Origin of the sequence: Aminobacter carboxidus, from assembly GCF_014863355.1 — a bacterium.
GTDB classification, from domain to species: Bacteria; Pseudomonadota; Alphaproteobacteria; order Rhizobiales; family Rhizobiaceae; genus Aminobacter; species Aminobacter carboxidus.
Window position 1 is genome coordinate 51,835 of the sequence record NZ_JACZEP010000002.1, and the last position, 15,783, is coordinate 67,617.

Genomic DNA, 15,783 nt, shown 5'->3' on the forward strand with positions numbered 1-15,783 from the left:
GGGGAGCCCGCAAGACCGCCGACCAGTTCGCGAAAACCTCGGTGGGCGAGCCGCGAAGGACGTACCCGCCAGCCCCGACCTCAGCCCTTGTCTTCGGCAAACGCCGCCAAAATCCGCGCCCAGGAGCGGGTGCCCTTCCGGAAGCTCGTCAGGTCGTACTTCTCGTTCGGGCTGTGGATGCGGTTGTCGAAGCGGGCGAAGCCGATCAGCAGCGAATCCATGCCGAGCTTTTCCTTGAAGGCAGAAACGATCGGGATCGAGCCGCCACTTCCGGCCACTGCCGCCTCGCGCTCCCACTCCTCGGTCAGCGCGCCGAGCGCTTTGGTGAGAAAATCGCCGTCGATCGGCATGACAGTCGCGGCACTGGCGCCGTGGTCGATGAACTCGACCGAACAATCGCCGGGGATGCGGGCACGGACATGGGCGCGGAAGGCGTCGCGGATGTTGGCCGGGTCCTGGCCGGCGACGAGGCGGAACGAGATCTTGGACTGCGCCTTGGCCGGGATGACGGTCTTGAAACCCTCTTCCGTGTAGCCGCCTATGATGCCGTGGATTTCACAGCTCGGGCGCGCCCAGACCTGCTCGAGCACCGAGCGGCCATTCTCGCCGGCGGGGATGTTGAGGCCGATGTTGCCCAGGAAACCCTTGTCGTCGAAAGGCAGGCGCTGCCACTGGGCCTTGATCGCGTCGGGCAGTTCGGTGACGCCGTCATAGAAGCCTTCGACGGCGACACCGCCATCGGACGTGCGCAGGCTGGAGACGATGTCGGACAGCACCTGCAGCGGGTTGCGCGCGGCATTGCCGTAGATGCCCGAATGCAGATCGCGGCTGGCGCAGGAGATGACGATCTCCTCCTTCAGCACGCCGCGCAGCATGGTGGTGACGGCCGGCGTCTCTGCGTCCCACATGTCGGTGTCGCAGACCAGCACCACGTCGGCCTTGAGCTCGGCGCCCGTCGTGTCGAGGAACGGCGGCAGGCTCGGGCTCGAAATCTCTTCTTCGCCCTCAAACAGCACCGAGACCTGGATCGGCAGGCTGCCGGTGACGGCCTTCCAGGCCCGGCACGCCTCGACGAAGGTCAGCAGTTGGCCCTTGTCGTCTGAGGCGCCACGGGCAACGATATGGGTCCCGCCGTCGGGCTGCGGCACCAGCTTCGGTTCGAACGGATCGGAGTGCCAAAGCGCCAACGGATCGACCGGCTGGACATCGTAGTGGCCATAAAACAACACATGCGGCCCCCGCCCGGTGCGGTCGTGGCCGACCACCATCGGATGGCGCGCGGTCGGGCGCACCGAGGCGTCGAAGCCGAGCTGCCCAAGCTCCTTCGACAGCCATTCGGCGGCGCGCTTACAGTCGGCGGCGTGCGTCGGATCGGTGGAGACGGAAGGGATGCGGATCAGGTCGAACAGGCGCTCCAGGCTGCCGTCGATGTTGGCGTCGACATTGGCGAGCACCTCGTCGAGGCGTGCCGAAGCTTCTGATCTGTTCATGGCTTTGTCCTTCCCTAAAGTCCTTTGACGCAATTCCGGACTGAAAACCGCTTCACGCTTTTCCTGGAACTGCCCTAGCCGACGGCGTCGATGCGGGCCATCTCGGCCTTGAAGCTCTGCGCCACCTGCAGCGCGTCGCGCAGCACCTTCTTGCGTTCGAGGCTCAGCACCTCGCGGCCGCGCATCAGCCAGCCGCCGCCGACCATGACGTCACGCACGTCAGTCGGCACGGTGGCGAAAACCAACGTCGAATAGATGTCGTAGATCGGCTGCTGCCGCGGCGAGGCCAGGCTGACGCGGATGAGGTCGGCCTGCTTGCCCGGCTCGAGCGAGCCGACCCTGGCGTCGAGCCCCAGCACCTTGGCGCCGTCGCGGGTCGCCATGCGCACGACATCGATCGAGGCCATCGGCTTGCGGCTGTGGCCGAGCAGCTTTGCAAACATCGACACCGGCGCGAATTGCGAAAACAGGTCGAGCGTGTTGCCGCTCATCGCGCCATCGGTCGAGATGCCGACAGGAATGCCGGCTTTCCGCATCGCCTCGACGGGCGCAATGCCGCGACCGGCCTTGCCGTTGGAGCGGGCGTTGTGCGCGACGCAGACCTCGGCATGGGCCATGCGCTCGATGTCTGTCTCGTCGACATGCAGGCAGTGGGCGCAGATCAGCCCCTTGCGCAGCAGGCCGGCCTTCTCGACCACCTCGACCGGGCGCATGCCGTGGGTCTTCTGGGCCCACTCCATCTCAGCGTCGCTTTCGGCGAGGTGCATCTGGACAGGTACGTCGGGATGATCTTGCGACCAGCGGGCGATGCGCTCCATGACGGCGATGCCGGTCGAATAGGGCGCATGCGGCGCGATCGACGGCGTGACCCTGCTATGGCCGGCAAATTCGGCGACCAGCGCCTCGGTCAGTTCGAAACCTTCGTCGGCGGTCTTGTGGTCAGGCGGATCGAAGTCGGCGATGGTCTGGCCGAGCACGCCACGTATGCCGGCCTGAGCGACCACGCGGGCGACCTCGGTTTCGAAGTAATACATGTCGGCAACTGAGGTGACGCCGCCCTCGATCAGCTCGAGCGCCGCAAGTGCGGTGCCGGCACGCACCGCCTCGGGCCGCACGAACTTGCGCTCCAGCGGCAGGATGTAGCGGTAGAGCCGGTCGTCGACGTCTTCGCCCAGGCCACGAAACAGCGTCATCGCCATATGACAATGCGGGTTGACCATGCCGGGCATAACGAGATCGCCCTCGGCATCGATCATTTCCGCGCCGGCGATCTCAGGCGCCTCGCCCGCGCCGGCGGCCTTGATGGTGTCGCCCTCGACATGGACCCAGCCCTTGTCGATGACCGGCATGTCGTCCGTGCAGGGGAGAACGATGGCGTTGGCAATCAGAATGGACATTGCAGTCCTCAGTTCATTCCGGCAGCAGCACGCAGCACTGGTCGGGCACCGGCACCAGCTTCGCCTTTGCGCCCGGCTCCAGCGGCGCCGACAGCGAGCCGTTGGCGATAAGCTGGCCGGCAGCCGTTTCGCTCTGGTACTGGTAGGCGCGGCCGAGATAGGTGCGCAGGCCGAGCGTTGCCGGGATGCCTTCGGCCTTGGCGTCGGTCGAGACGGACAGGCCGTCCGCACGTGCGGCCAGCACGAACGCATCGGGGATGGCGCCGAAACGCTCCTGCGACAGCTTGAGCTGCGAACCGTCCTGCGTCGTTGCGGTAACGGTTTCGCCATCGCGCGCCGACACCGTCATCGGCACCAGGTTTTCGAAGCCGACGAAGCGGGCGACGAAGGCGTTGGCCGGGCGCTGGTACAGCATCTCGGGCGTGTCGAACTGCATGATGCGGCCGGCATTCATGATGGCGACGCGGTCGGAGATCGAAAACGCCTCTTCCTGGTCGTGCGTGACATAGACCGAGGTGGTGCCATTGGCGCGCTGCAGCTGGCGGATCTCGACGCGCATGTCGACACGCAGCTTGGCGTCGAGGTTGGACAGCGGCTCATCGAACATCAGCAGCGGCGGCTCGATGACCAGTGCACGCGCCAACGCCACACGTTGCTTCTGTCCGCCCGACAAGGCGCCCGGCAGGCGGTCGGCGAGCGGCGACAGGCCGACACGCTCGAGCATCGCTTTGGCGCGCTTCTCACGATCCGCCGAGGCCACGCCACGCTGCTTGAGGCCGAAGGCGACATTGTCGAGCACGCTCAGATGCGGGAACAGCGCGTAGTTCTGGAACACCAGGCCGATGTCGCGCTTGTAGGCCGGCAGCCGGGTCAGGTCCTTGTCGCCAAGCCGGATCGTGCCCGAGGTCGGTTCGAGGAAGCCGGCGATGAGGCGCAGCGTCGTCGTCTTGCCGCAGCCCGAGGCGCCAAGCAGCGAGACGAGCTCGCCCTTGCCGACCGACAGCGACAAGTCCTCCAGCACCTTGGTGGTGCCGTAGTGGGCGGTAAGATTCTGGACGGTAAGTGCCTGGGTCATATGGTTCTACTTCGCAAGGAAGGTGAGGCCGAGCGTGCGCTCGACGATGGCCATGACTGCGACGGTCAGCAGCATCAGCAGCACCGACACCGACGCGATCGTCGGATCGAAGAACTGCTCGACATGGGCGAGGATCTGGATCGGCAGCGTCGAGATGCCGGGACCGGTTAGGAACAGCGAGGTCGACACGTCGTTGATCGAGGTGATGAAGGCGAGGATGAAAGCCGCGATCACGCCCGAGCGCACATTGGGCAAAACGATGGTGAAGAAGGTCTTCACCGGCGGGCTGCCAAGGCTGACGGCGGCTTCCTCGATCGAGAAGTCGAAGGACGCGAGGCTCGCCGAGACGACACGCACGCAATAGGGCAGCACCAGCAGCATGTGGCCGATCAGCAGCGTCAGGAAGATCGGCGTCTCCATGCCGACCGCCACCGACTTGAGCAGCGAAAAGCCGAGCACGATCTCGGGCACCAGGATCGGCAGCACGAACACCGTCGACAGCCAGGACGGCAGCTTGATGCGGTAGCGGTTGAGCGCATAGGCTGCCGGGATGCCGACCAGCAGTGCCAGGCCCGTCGCCAGGAAGGCGAGTTCGAGGCTGGTGATGATGGTGCGGCGGAAGGCGCTGATCTCGAAGATGTTCTCGAACCAGCGCAGCGTCAGGCCCTGCGGCGGGAAGGTCAGATAGGTGGTGTCGCTGACCGAGGCGCCAAGCACGATGATCAGCGGCCCCATCAGGAAGATGTAGACGACGACGGTGAACAGGATCAGCAGGGGGTTGATACGGCTGGTCATCATGTCGCCATCGGGTTGAGACGCCGCGCAACGCGGCTCATGGCAAGAACCACGGTGATGGTGATTACCACCATGATCGCTGCGATTGTGGAAGCGCCGACCCAGTCGAACGACACCATGGCGCGCTGGTACATCAGCGTGCCCATCACCATCTGGCGCTCGCCGCCAAGCAGCTGCGGCGTGGCGTAAGCGGTGAAGGAGCCGGTGAAGACCAGCACGGCGCCGACGATGAGGCCGGGCACGGCCAACGGCAAGATCACCTGCCGGAAGGTGCCTGCCGGTGTCGCACCCAGCGAGGCGGAAGCCTGCACCACGTCGTCAGGGATGTTCTCGAGCACGCCGACAAGCGTCAGGATCATCAGCGGCACGAACAGGTAGACCATCGCGACGATGACCGAGCCTTGCGTGTAGAGCATCGACAGCGGCTCGCTGATCGCGCCGATGCCGACCAGGAAGTTGTTGAGGATGCCGTTCTTGCCAAGGATGATCAGCCAGGCGAAGGAGCGAACGACGACGCCTGTCAGCAGCGGGAAGACGGCGGCGATGATCAACAGGCTCTTCAGCTTGCCGGGCGACTTCGACACGACATAGGCGGTGAGGAAGCCGACGACGAGCGAGATGGCGGTGGTCGCCAGCGAAATCTCGATGGTGCGCCAAAGCACGGTGCGGCGGAAGCCGCTGTTGAAGAAGGCGATGTAGGGCGCGAAAATACCGCCGTCCTCGCCGAAGGTCGTGGCGATGGTGGCCGCGACCGGCAGCATAAGGAACACCAATACGGCCAGCGTAGCCGGCCCTGCGAGCCACCATCCGGCAAAGCGTTTCAGCATGAAATCTCTTCCAGTTTCCACGAACAGATGGCGTCCGGGAGATCTTGTTGCGGCGTGCTACCCTTCATCGGGCGGCCGCGAAAGGCGCAGAATGCCGCAAGGGCTGCGGCAGCGGCAAGAAAATGCCTAGGGCGTGGCCCCAGGCACACAATGGCGGGCGGGAAAGCCATGCCTTCCCGCCCCTGATGGCGATTACATGCCGAACACTTCATTCCAGCGATCGACCCAGTCGGTCTTGGCCGAGTTGAGCTTCTCGTAGTCGACCTGCTTCAGCGAAGCGATCATGTCGGCGCCGTAGGTCCACAGCTTGGCCTGTTCCGGCGTCAGCTCGACGGCCTTGACGACAGGCGCATCGACGCCATTCTCGGCGGTCTTCTGCTGCACTTCCTTCGACAGCACGAAGTTGATGAACTCGTGGGCGAGTTCGACGTTCGCAGCGCCCTTGGGGATGTTGATGGTGTTCAGCGTGGCGATGGCGCCGTCGCTGAGGTTCGCCCATGCGGCGGTCGGCACGGCGGCCTGGATCTGGGCCAGCGTGAAATCCTGGGCGACGGAGGCCGAAATCTCGCCGGTCGAAAACAGGTTCACCAGCTCGGAGCCGGTGTTGTAGTTCTTGACGACATTCGGCTTCAGCGCCTCGATCGCCTTGAAGGCGCCGTCGGTATCGGTGAAGGGATCGACGCCGGCATGGGTGGCGGCGATCATCACGGCCATCGGGCCAGCGGTGGTGGTGATGCCCGGCAACGACAGCGACGCCTTGAAGTCTTCCTTCCACAGATCGTTCCACGAGGTGACCGGCGCCTTGACCTTGGCGGTGTCGTAGATCACGCCGACGCGGCCGATAGTGTAGGCCGGGCCGAATTCGCCCTGCGGTGCCTTGGCGAGATCGTAGAGGCCTTCGAGGTTCGGCACCTTCGACTTGTCGATCGGCTGGAACAGGCCTTCCTTGATGCCGATCTGCGAATAGGCGTCGGTGAAGTAAGCGACGTCGACACCCTCGCCGTTGCGAATCTTGATCTTGTTGAGGCGGTCGGCATTGTTGCCGGTCTCGAATACGATCTCGCAGCCGCACTTCTCCTTGAACGGCTTGACGATGTACTCGTCGAGCTTGTCGCCGTTGAAGCCCCACCAGGAGATGGTCAGCGTCTTGCCCTGGGCGAGCGCCGGCGCGGCGACGAGCGTCGTCGCGAGGCCAGCAACGCCAGCCGCGAGAAGGGTGTGAAGTCGTGTCATGGAAAGCCTCTGTTGTTTGACGCCCTGGCACCTGCGGGCGCACGGAGGGACAATTCAGCCTATTTTCGTGGCAGCTAAGGTGCAACTCCAAATGTTGTGCAACGCACATCATAATCTGCCGAATCCTGAGGCGGATGACAAAAAAAGCCCGGCTGTTTGCCGGGCCTTTTCGTCGATCGCGTCACCGGTCTTGGCGCGCGCCTGCGCCCCTACACGATGAAGCGTATGGCGCGCTGGATCTCGAAGAAGTCCTTGGCACGGAAGCGCAGCGTGCGCGGGGCCGGATGCTCGACGCCGGGATACCAGCTGCCGCGATAGGCCTCGATCGGGGTCGTATATTCGACGACCAGCTCGAAGCTGTCGGCGAGTTTCGGCAGGCATGCTTTCAGGTCGCGCGACAGCGCCTCCTCGACGCCAGCGCGGATGGCCGCGACCGAGGCTTTCGGCGTCAGCGACTTCGTCGCCGGACCAAAACCCTCGCTGGTCGCCACGGTGCCGATGCGCGGTACAAGCACTTTGGCCTCGGCGCACATGCCGGCATCGCCTGAAAGAAACACTGACGACACGCCATAGCGCGCGGCGCACAGAGCGTTGAGAGTATATTCGGATGCCACCTCCCCATTGATCAGCAGACGCGACACGGTGCCGGTCAGCGTGTGCGCCAGCGGATTGGTGTCGGTGCCGGCCTTGTTGTGGTACCCGGTGTAGAGGGCCGCCGAAAAGCTGTCGTCAATGCCGAACATCATCATGTCGGGATGGCCGCTCCAATCCCTGACGATGCTGACATAGGCCGGCAGCTTCGACAGGATCAGGTTGCGCCCGGTGGAATGCGCATCCTTGACCAGCACCTCGCTGGCACCGGCGGCCTTGGCGCCTTCGCAGGCCGCCACCAGCTCGTCGGTCATGTATTCGCGGAACTCGTCATAAGCGGCATGCCCCTTGCGGGCCTCGTCCCACACGGTGATGCCGGCGGTGCCTTCGATGTCGGCGCTGATGAACACCTTCATGATCATGATCCTCGGTTTTAGAGAAGTTCAGCCATCGACCGCAGCAGCCGGTCGATCTGGTCGGGGGAATGCTCGGAAAACACGGCCAGCCGCATGCTTGGCACATCCGAGGCGTCGGAGTAGCCACCCGGTTGCTGGACCCGGACGATGATGTCGCGCTCAGCGAGGCGGTCGCGCAATAGCGCGAGGTCGGTGACACCCTTGATGGTGACGATCGGCACCGGCGTGTCAGCAACCTCGAAGCCGAGACCGCGCAGGCCGCCACGCATGTGGCTGACATTGCGCGCCAGCCTGACGCGCCTGTCCGTCGTCTGCAGAATGCGCAAGGAGGCAGCAGCGGCAGCCGCCAGCCCGGGCGGGGCCGGCGAAGCGCCGCGCATGATCATGGCGTTGCGGGTAATCTTCTCGGCCAAGGCCACATCGCTCGGAACAACCCCGCCAAGCGCCCCGAACGCCTTGCTCATCGTGCCGGCGAGGAAGTTGCCCGCGCCTTCGAGCCCGGCATGCTGCAGCGAGCCGCGTCCGCTTTCCCCCAGCACGCCGACGCCGTGGGAATCGTCGATGCACAGCAACGCGCCGTCATAGGGCGCCATCGCCTGCCTGAAGTCGTTGAGCGGCGCCAGCCGGCCGGAGGATGGAAACACGCCGTCGGTCAGCACCACCGGCCGTTGCCCCGCCCCGACATATCGCGACAGCTGTTCGGCGAGATCGCCGGCGTCGGCATGGCGGAATTCATGCACCGGCTTGCCGAGCGTCGGGATCGCATCGCGCGTGCTGTAGTGGGTCGCCGCGTCGATGAAGATGACATCGAAATCCTCACGCAGCCCTTGCAGCAGCACCATCGGGCTGGTGTAACCCGAGATCATGTAGACGACCTCTTCGGTGCCGAACCACTGGCGCAGCCGCTCCTGCAGGTCGGCATAGACCTGCATGTGCGCCAGCGTGCCCGGTCCCATGCCGTACTGCCTGGTAGCAGTGCAGGCCGCGTCGATCACCTCGGGGTGGCCATGCAGGCAGAAGTAGGAGGTACCGCAATAATAGTCGACCTCGCGCCCGCCGATGACCATGCGGGCGCCAACAGGCGATTCCATCTTGAAGGGGACGGTCATGCCTGCTCAGGCCGCCGCCGCTTGGGAGGATGCGCGGCGCTCAAGGAACATCGGTCCGACACGAATGCCGCGCTTGCCGGCCTCGTCGACAGCATCCAGTTCCAGGATTTCGTCCTCATAGAGCTTGCCATGCATGCGGAAGCGCCCTGCCTCCACCGGCTCGCAACTGTGGGTGCAGAAATACTCGATCAGGCATTTCAGCCCGCCATGGCTGTAGCTCAGATAGGTGATGTTGAAGTCGGGACCGTATTCGCCGAGATGCGGCTTGATCTCGTCGGGAACCGTCTCGTCGGCGGGCGCCTCGATGCGCGTCCAGCTGGCATCCTTCCACACCAGCTTGCCGGGTTCGGGGAAGGACAGGTCCATGTGGGCGTAGCCCGCGCCGCGGCCATAGATGCGGCCGTCGATGACGAAGTCCTTGCCTGATACGGGGCGGATCTGCAGCGGTACGCCATCGCCCATCAGATAGAGCTTGCCGGCCTTCGCCTTGACCTCGACGACCTCTTGCGTGACGTCGTCGCGATAGTAGCCGGGCAGGCTCTTGAACTGCTCGTCGGCAATGACAGGCGGACGCTGCACGCGCTGCAGCGGCTTGCCCATCTTGCGTTCGGACAGCGCTATGCGCAGGCCGTCGACGCCGAGACGCGACGCGATCTGGTTGGAAAAATCGAGCGTCGCAAACATCAGCACGCCGATGCCCGCGCCGGGCAGGATCAGCATGTGCGAGGCATAGCCATAGACCGCGCCGCCATGGCCTACCGACTCCCAGCCATCGACCTCGCCGGCGCCGAAGCACAGGCCGTAACCGGCCATCGACTTGTCCAGGCTGTCGGGGCGCTTGCCGAACGGCGTCCACATCTCGCGCAGCGAGGCCGGCGAGATGATCGACGTGCCCTCGGCATTGAAGCCGCCGCGCAACAGGCACTGGACGTAACGCGCCATGTCGCCGGTGGTGGAGAAGATGTTGCCCGCCGGCGAGCCGCCGAGGCTGAACACCGGCGCCGGCGTGTCGCCGTCCAGCGTCCACATGTCTGCCGGCGCGAGCCGTTCGCGGATGCCAGGCGCCATGCCGCAGGACGACTGGTTCATGCCGAGCGGCTTCATGATGTTTTCGGACACGTAGTCGGAATAGCTCTGGCCGGTCACCACCTCGATGACCCGCCCCACAACGGCGATGCCGGCGTTGGAGTAATGCATGATGCCGATGCTCGGATCCTGCTTCAGCGTCGAGTTGGCGAGCTCGTTGACTGTGTCTTCGAGCGGCGGCCGGGTGGCGTCGAGATAGTGGCCGCTCTTGGGTTCGCGCACCAGGCCCGAGGTATGGGTCATCAACTTGCGCAGGCTGATCACCGAACCATTCGCACCGCCCTCGGCGCCGGCGAAGGGGTTGATCGGGTGGAAGCCGGGCAGGTAGGTCGAAACATCGACGTCGATGTCGACAAGCCCCTTCTCGGCCAGCTGCATCATCGCCAGCGAGGTGAAGGTCTTGGTGATCGAGCCGATGCGGAAGCAGGTGTCCTCGCGCATGTCGAAGTGGCGATCGCTACGCTGGATGTGCCCCTCGGCCAGAACGCCGTCACGGTCGACGAGCGCATAGGAGATCGACGGGATCGCCTTGTCCTCGACCTCGTAGCGGATCAGGTCCTCGAACAGCTCAACGGAGGCAGCAGACAGGGAAGGCATGGCAAACGCTCCTAGGTCTCAAAAAATGGCGGGGTCTCAATGGGAATGGCGTGGGTCGAGCATGTCGCGCAGCGCGTCGCCGACGAGGTTCCACGACAGCACGAACAGGAAGACGGCGGCACCTGGGAACGCCAGCGTGTACCAGAACTGGAACGGGTTGCCGGGCTGGCCGACGATCCAGTTGCGCGAATAGGCGATGAACTGGCCCCAGTCGGCGTAGCCCTCTTCGGTGCCGACGCCGAGGAAGCTCAAGGCGGACGCCGACAGCACCATCGAGCCGGTGGCCATGGTCGCCAGCACCAGCACCGGGAACATCGCATTGGGCAGGATGTGCAAAACGATCAGCCTGAGATCGCTCGCGCCGTAGGCCCGCGCTGCATGGATGTAGTCCATCTCGCGAATCCGCAGGATCTCGCTGCGTACGATGCGGGCGTAGCTCATCCAGCCGAAGGTCGTCAGTGCGATGGTGATCGGCCAGATACCCTTGCCGAGCAGTGCGGTCAGCACCATCGCGGCGATCAGGAACGGTACCGCCATGAAGACATCGACGATGCGCATCAGGACGTCCTCGACCAGCCCGCCATAATAGGCAGCGACCGCCCCGATGGCCGTGCCGACGAGCACCGAGATGGCAACGACGCCGAGGCCGATCTTGAAGGCCGTGCGTGTGCCCCAGACGACGCCGTAGAAGATGTCGTACTGGCCCTGGGTGGTGCCGAAGATCGCGTCGCTGGACGGCGGCATCGGCGTTGCCAGGAAGCCGGCGCGCGGCGTGTCGTAGGGCGACAGCTGGAAGCTCTGCGGCGGCGCCAGAAGCGGTGCGAAGATGGCGATCAGCACGAAGGCGAGCAGGATCAGGACGCCCACCAGCGAGACCGGATTGCGTGCGAGGTAGCGAAGAACTTTCATTGTGTCTTCACCCTCGGATCGAGCAGCGGATAAATCAGGTCGACGATCAGGTTCATCACCACGAGAACCACCGCGAAATAGAGGCCGAAACCCAGGACCGCCGGGAAGTCGAGATTGGCCGCGGTCTTGGCGGCAAACTGGCCAAGGCCGGCATAGTCGAAGATGGTCTCGGTGATGACGACGCCGCCCATCATGACGGCCAGTTCCATGCCGGCGATGGTGGCCACCGGCAGCAATGCGTTGCGGCGGGCATGCTTGAGCTCGACCACGCGGCGCGGCAGGCCCTTGGCGCGGGCGGTGCGGACATAGTCCTGGCGCAGCGTCTCCAGCATCGAGGTGCGCATCACCCGCGTCATGCTGGCGACGTTGACATAGGTCAGCGTGATGACGGGTGCCGCGAGATGGCGGAGCGAATCGATGAACACCGCCCAGTTGCCGTTGAGGATCGCATCGATCGTATTGGCGCCGGTGTAGCGCACGAAATCACCTGACGTGACGATCGTCTGCGCCCACTGGCTGAGACGGCCGGGCGGGAACCAGTCGAGCGCCGAATAAAAGATCAGCAGCATCAAGAGGCCGAAGACATAGACCGGAAACGACCAGCCGAGGATGGTGAAGATGCGGATGACGTGGTCGGGCCAGCGGTTGAGATAGATGCCGGCGCGCGAACCAAGGAAGACGGCAAGCAGCAGGCAAGGAATGAAGGCCAGAACCACCAGTTCCAGCGTCGCCGGAAACAGCGACATCAGCGCCGTCGACACCGGCTGGCGGGCCGTCTCGGACCAGCCGAGATTGCCGCTGAGCACACCGCCGATCCAGCGGCCGTACTGAATGTAGAACGGGTCGTTCAGCCCGTACTGCTCGATCATTCTGCGGATGCTCTCCTGGCCGCCCTTGAGAAAGTCGGGCGACGGCGCATAGGCCGCCAGGCGCTGCGTCGGCGACAACGACATCTGCAGCGCAAAGATCATCAACGACAGAGCGAACAGGACGATGGGCAGCATCATCAGTCGTCTGAGGGCGTAATTCAGCACGGGTCCACGGATTCCGGTTTCAGGGATACGAAAAGAGGCACGCCGGGCAGGCCCGACGTGCCGGAGCCAATCAGTCGTTGGCCTTGGTCACCGGATAGAAGTCCCAGGCGCCGTAGAGGATCATGTTGTCGACATAACCGTCGATGTTGCTGCGGGTGACGACGTAGCCGAAATCCTCCCATAGGAACTGGGTGGTGGCGTAGTCATAGGACATCTCCTGCAGCTTGGCGTAGATCGGCTCGCGCACGGCCGGATCGTTCGAGGCCCAGGCCTCATCCAGTAGAGGCTTGAACTTCTCAGCCATCAGGTCGCGGTAACCTTTCCCGGCCATGCCGCCGACAAGGCCGGTGGGCGAGAGATAGTAGCTGGCCGCACCGAGCGGGCCGCCCGGATCGGAATAGTCTGGGCCCCAGCCCATCACCGTCAGCGGGGCTGCCGGCTTCTCGCGGTTGTTGAGCTTGTCCGACACCGACGCCCAGGGCAGCGCCTGGATCTGCATCTTGAACTTCGGGTTGATACGCGACAGGCCCATCTGCAGCGCCGACAAGGCTGCCGTCAGCTGCGGGTTGCCCTCGGTCACATAGGCGGTGAAGGTGAAGCCGACATCCCAGAGCTTGCCGCCGAACGCCTTCTTGAAGTGCTCCTCGGCCTTGGCCGGATCATAGCTGTAGACGGGCGAATCGGCGCGATAGCCCATGATGCCACGCACCGTCGGACCGCGCGACTGCACCGTCTTGCCGAGCAGCACCTGGTTGATCAGCGCGTCGTAGTTCTGGGCGTAGTTGAAGCCCTTGCGCACGTCGATATCGCCGAAGAAGTCTGGCGGAATGCCGGCACCGTCCAGCTTGCCGCTGCCGATCGCCGGGTTGTCGTTGTCGTCGAGCGGCCAGGCGAAGAAGACGCCACGCGAGAACACTTTCTGCAGGCCGTCGATGACCTTGACGCCCTCGGTCTTGCTGAGCTCGTCGATGAACTCGACGGGAGCCGCGACAAAATCGGCATCGCCGGACAGAAGCTGCAGGCGCCGCGTCGTCCATTCCGGCACGGTGCGCATGACGACGCGCTCGAGCTTGGCCGGCCCCATGAAATAGTTGTCGAAGCGCTTCAGCGTGATGCGGCGGTCGGTGCGATCCCACTCCTCGAGCATGAACGGACCGGTGCCGTTCTCCTCGGCAAACAGCGGGTTGGCGCCAAGCTCGGGGCGATAATGCGCCTTCCAGCTGTCGCCCGAACCATCCCAGCCGCCGACCGAGGCGACCCATTCCTTGTCGAGGACCGAGGTGCCGAACGGCAGCGCGATGACGCCGAGCGTCGCTGGGAACGACTTGGGCAGCTTGAGGGCGACGTTGTCGCCATCGACGACGATCTGCGATGCCAGCTGGTCATAGACCGCGCGCAGCGTCTCGGGGCTGGCCTCGGCGAACGACTTGACCTTGCCTTCCGTCTCCACCCACTTGGCGATGTCGGTGTACTTGCCGGCGGTGATCACTTCGGTGATCGCGTTCGACATCCAGGACTGGCCCTGCAGGATGGCGCGCAGCAGCGAATAGCGCACGTCATCGGGCGTGATCTGGCCGTAGCCCGGCTCGATCGCCGCCTTCTGGGCGTCTGTCAGCTTGTCGTAATACTCCCAGGTGATCTTACCATCGGCACCCTTGACGCCGACCTTGTGAGCGAACACGCCCTTGCGGATCGGGAAGGTGTAGGTCACCGAGCCGTCGTCGCCCTGCTTGATCAGGCCGTTCTCCAGCGACGGCACCTCCGTCGACAGCGACGGCACGAACTCCGAAATCTTCGAGCCGTTGAAGTTCAGCAGGCGGCTGTAGATATTGAGCGCGCCGTAGGAGCTCGGCGTGTTGGCGATGTAGGCGGGATCGAACGACTGGATGTCGTCGGTCCACATGAAGACGAATGTGCCGGGGTTCTTTGTCTCGGCCATGGCAGGTGCAGCCGCGACGGCAAGCCCCATACCCATAGCCAGCGCTAAGGCTAGTTTCATCATCGTTCCCTTCTGATGGCGGAGGAAGTTTTCTTCTTCTCGTTACGGAAAGGCTAGAAGAGCGCTTGCCGGTCTGTCCAATGTGTAGATAGGATGGACTATGCAAAACACGCATGAGGGCCGGCATGGAACTGCAATGGCTTGAAGATTTCCTGGAAATCGCCGCGACGCGCAATTTCTCCACGGCGGCCACCGCGCGGAACATTTCGCAACCGGCTTTCAGCCGCCGCATCAAATCGCTGGAAAGCTGGATCGGCGCCGACCTCATCGACCGCAGCACCTATCCGGTGCAGCTGACGCGGGCCGGCAACATGTTCCTTTCCGGCTGCCAGCGGCTGGTGCGCGAGGCCTACCGGCTGCGTACCGACTGCCGCAACGTCGCCGGCGAAAGCTCGGCGATGCTCACCTTCACTTCGCTCCACACACTAGCGATGTATTTCTTCCCGAAGTGGATCAGCTCGCCGCTGATCTCGCGCATGCCCTTGCGCACCAGCATGCACGCGGCCGATTTCCTCGAAAGCGTCGACCATCTGTGCTCGGGCCAGTGCGATTTCTGCATCACCTATGTCCACCCCGACGGCCCGCCGGTCCTGGAGGGCGGACCCTTCGAAACCCTGCTAATCGGCAAGGATCGGTTGGTTCTGGTATCCGGGACCGACGACAACGGCAGGGCGCTGTTCGACCTCGACGTGCCTGAGAGCACCGAGATTCCTTACCTCGCCTATTCCTGGAGCGACGGCTACATCGGCAAGCTGGCGACGCTGATCCAGTCGCGCTGGCGCCGGCCGCTCAACCTCAGCACCGTCTACCAGTCAGCACTTGCCGACGGCCTGAAGCACATGGCGGTCGCCGGCCGCGGCGTCGCCTGGCTGCCGCAGATCTGTGTCGCCGAGGCGATGAGGCAAGGCCAGCTCGTGCAGATCGGCGGCCAGCAGATGTCGCTGGAGATGGAGATCAGGATCTTCAGGAGGGCCGGCGCTGGCAGCCACGACAGTGATGCACTTTGGCAGCACCTGAAGGAATGTGCGGAACTGCCCCAGTACAAAAGTGCATTTGAAGCTGCCCTCGACGCCGCCTGACCCATCGACATGCCCCGAATCGTTCTCCGGGCACGATATGCGAAGACAGGCGATGCAATGCGCGGCACGCATAGTTTTGGCCACCTCAATCGGGAAGCGTTGATTTCCCTGACTTTTGCGCCGGCGCAGCACGGCCCTGTCCGCGC

The 15,783-nt window shown here is 64.2% G+C and carries 13 protein-coding genes; 1 reads left to right on the plus strand and 12 read right to left on the minus strand.

From position 1 onward, the window contains the following. Positions 1 to 80: 80 nt before the first annotated feature. From IHE39_RS07840 to IHE39_RS07895, 12 genes are all read right to left on the minus strand, one after another. On the minus strand, positions 81 to 1,490 hold the full coding sequence (locus IHE39_RS07840; RefSeq protein ID WP_192566107.1) for a M20/M25/M40 family metallo-hydrolase: 1,410 nt from the start codon (positions 1,488 to 1,490) through the stop codon (positions 81 to 83). A 74-nt stretch (positions 1,491 to 1,564) separates the two neighbouring features. Beyond that, positions 1,565 to 2,887, minus strand: coding sequence for an amidohydrolase family protein (locus IHE39_RS07845; protein ID WP_192566108.1), 1,323 nt, complete (start codon positions 2,885 to 2,887; stop codon positions 1,565 to 1,567). Positions 2,888 to 2,900: 13 nt separating this feature from the next. Beyond that, positions 2,901 to 3,962: an ABC transporter ATP-binding protein gene (locus IHE39_RS07850; RefSeq protein ID WP_192566109.1), complete on the minus strand. Its 1,062-nt coding sequence runs from the start codon at positions 3,960 to 3,962 to the stop codon at positions 2,901 to 2,903. Positions 3,963 to 3,968: 6 nt separating this feature from the next. Then, positions 3,969 to 4,760 (minus strand): ABC transporter permease, encoded by a 792-nt coding sequence (locus tag IHE39_RS07855; RefSeq protein ID WP_210327522.1) that lies wholly within the window; start codon positions 4,758 to 4,760, stop codon positions 3,969 to 3,971. Beyond that, on the minus strand, positions 4,757 to 5,581 hold the full coding sequence (locus IHE39_RS07860; RefSeq protein ID WP_192566579.1) for an ABC transporter permease: 825 nt from the start codon (positions 5,579 to 5,581) through the stop codon (positions 4,757 to 4,759). Before IHE39_RS07860 ends, IHE39_RS07855 begins: the two co-directional genes overlap by 4 nt. Positions 5,582 to 5,776: 195 nt before the next feature. Next, positions 5,777 to 6,817 carry an ABC transporter substrate-binding protein gene (locus IHE39_RS07865; RefSeq protein ID WP_184768531.1) on the minus strand — a complete coding sequence of 347 codons (1,041 nt, stop codon included), beginning with the start codon at positions 6,815 to 6,817 and terminating at the stop codon, positions 5,777 to 5,779. A 209-nt stretch (positions 6,818 to 7,026) separates the two neighbouring features. Then, positions 7,027 to 7,824, minus strand: coding sequence for a M55 family metallopeptidase (locus tag IHE39_RS07870; RefSeq protein WP_192566110.1), 798 nt, complete (start codon positions 7,822 to 7,824; stop codon positions 7,027 to 7,029). Positions 7,825 to 7,841: 17 nt separating this feature from the next. Beyond that, positions 7,842 to 8,933 carry an aminotransferase class I/II-fold pyridoxal phosphate-dependent enzyme gene (locus IHE39_RS07875; protein ID WP_192566111.1) on the minus strand — a complete coding sequence of 364 codons (1,092 nt, stop codon included), beginning with the start codon at positions 8,931 to 8,933 and terminating at the stop codon, positions 7,842 to 7,844. Positions 8,934 to 8,939: 6 nt separating this feature from the next. Next, positions 8,940 to 10,616, minus strand: coding sequence for a serine hydrolase domain-containing protein (locus IHE39_RS07880; RefSeq protein WP_192566112.1), 1,677 nt, complete (start codon positions 10,614 to 10,616; stop codon positions 8,940 to 8,942). Positions 10,617 to 10,652: 36 nt separating this feature from the next. After that, positions 10,653 to 11,525: an ABC transporter permease gene (locus IHE39_RS07885; protein ID WP_184768527.1), complete on the minus strand. Its 873-nt coding sequence runs from the start codon at positions 11,523 to 11,525 to the stop codon at positions 10,653 to 10,655. After that, positions 11,522 to 12,532, minus strand: coding sequence for an ABC transporter permease (locus IHE39_RS07890; RefSeq protein ID WP_246485428.1), 1,011 nt, complete (start codon positions 12,530 to 12,532; stop codon positions 11,522 to 11,524). Before IHE39_RS07890 ends, IHE39_RS07885 begins: the two co-directional genes overlap by 4 nt. 97 nt (positions 12,533 to 12,629) lie before the next feature. Then, a complete protein-coding gene (locus tag IHE39_RS07895; protein WP_246470586.1) occupies positions 12,630 to 14,561 on the minus strand; it encodes an ABC transporter substrate-binding protein in 1,932 nt (643 codons plus the stop codon). Between the two features lie 122 nt (positions 14,562 to 14,683). Between IHE39_RS07895 and IHE39_RS07900 the strand changes: the two genes are divergently transcribed. Next, on the plus strand, positions 14,684 to 15,637 hold the full coding sequence (locus IHE39_RS07900; protein WP_192566113.1) for a LysR family transcriptional regulator: 954 nt from the start codon (positions 14,684 to 14,686) through the stop codon (positions 15,635 to 15,637). The last annotated feature ends 146 nt before the right edge of the window (positions 15,638 to 15,783 follow it).

Excerpts from the sequence above, each read along its gene's own strand:
- IHE39_RS07895 (WP_246470586.1), bottom strand. The coding sequence starts at position 14,561 with ATGATGAAACTAGCCTTAGCGCTGGCTATGGGTATGGGGCTTGCCGTC.
- IHE39_RS07850 (WP_192566109.1), bottom strand. The coding sequence starts at position 3,962 with ATGACCCAGGCACTTACCGTCCAGAATCTTACCGCCCACTACGGCACC.
- IHE39_RS07900 (WP_192566113.1), top strand. The coding sequence starts at position 14,684 with ATGGAACTGCAATGGCTTGAAGATTTCCTGGAAATCGCCGCGACGCGC.
- IHE39_RS07880 (WP_192566112.1), bottom strand. The coding sequence starts at position 10,616 with ATGCCTTCCCTGTCTGCTGCCTCCGTTGAGCTGTTCGAGGACCTGATC.
- IHE39_RS07865 (WP_184768531.1), bottom strand. The coding sequence starts at position 6,817 with ATGACACGACTTCACACCCTTCTCGCGGCTGGCGTTGCTGGCCTCGCG.
- IHE39_RS07875 (WP_192566111.1), bottom strand. The coding sequence starts at position 8,933 with ATGACCGTCCCCTTCAAGATGGAATCGCCTGTTGGCGCCCGCATGGTC.
- IHE39_RS07840 (WP_192566107.1), bottom strand. The coding sequence starts at position 1,490 with ATGAACAGATCAGAAGCTTCGGCACGCCTCGACGAGGTGCTCGCCAAT.
- IHE39_RS07855 (WP_210327522.1), bottom strand. The coding sequence starts at position 4,760 with ATGATGACCAGCCGTATCAACCCCCTGCTGATCCTGTTCACCGTCGTC.
- IHE39_RS07890 (WP_246485428.1), bottom strand. The coding sequence starts at position 12,532 with ATGATGCTGCCCATCGTCCTGTTCGCTCTGTCGTTGATGATCTTTGCG.
- IHE39_RS07885 (WP_184768527.1), bottom strand. The coding sequence starts at position 11,525 with ATGAAAGTTCTTCGCTACCTCGCACGCAATCCGGTCTCGCTGGTGGGC.
- IHE39_RS07870 (WP_192566110.1), bottom strand. The coding sequence starts at position 7,824 with ATGAAGGTGTTCATCAGCGCCGACATCGAAGGCACCGCCGGCATCACC.
- IHE39_RS07845 (WP_192566108.1), bottom strand. The coding sequence starts at position 2,887 with ATGTCCATTCTGATTGCCAACGCCATCGTTCTCCCCTGCACGGACGAC.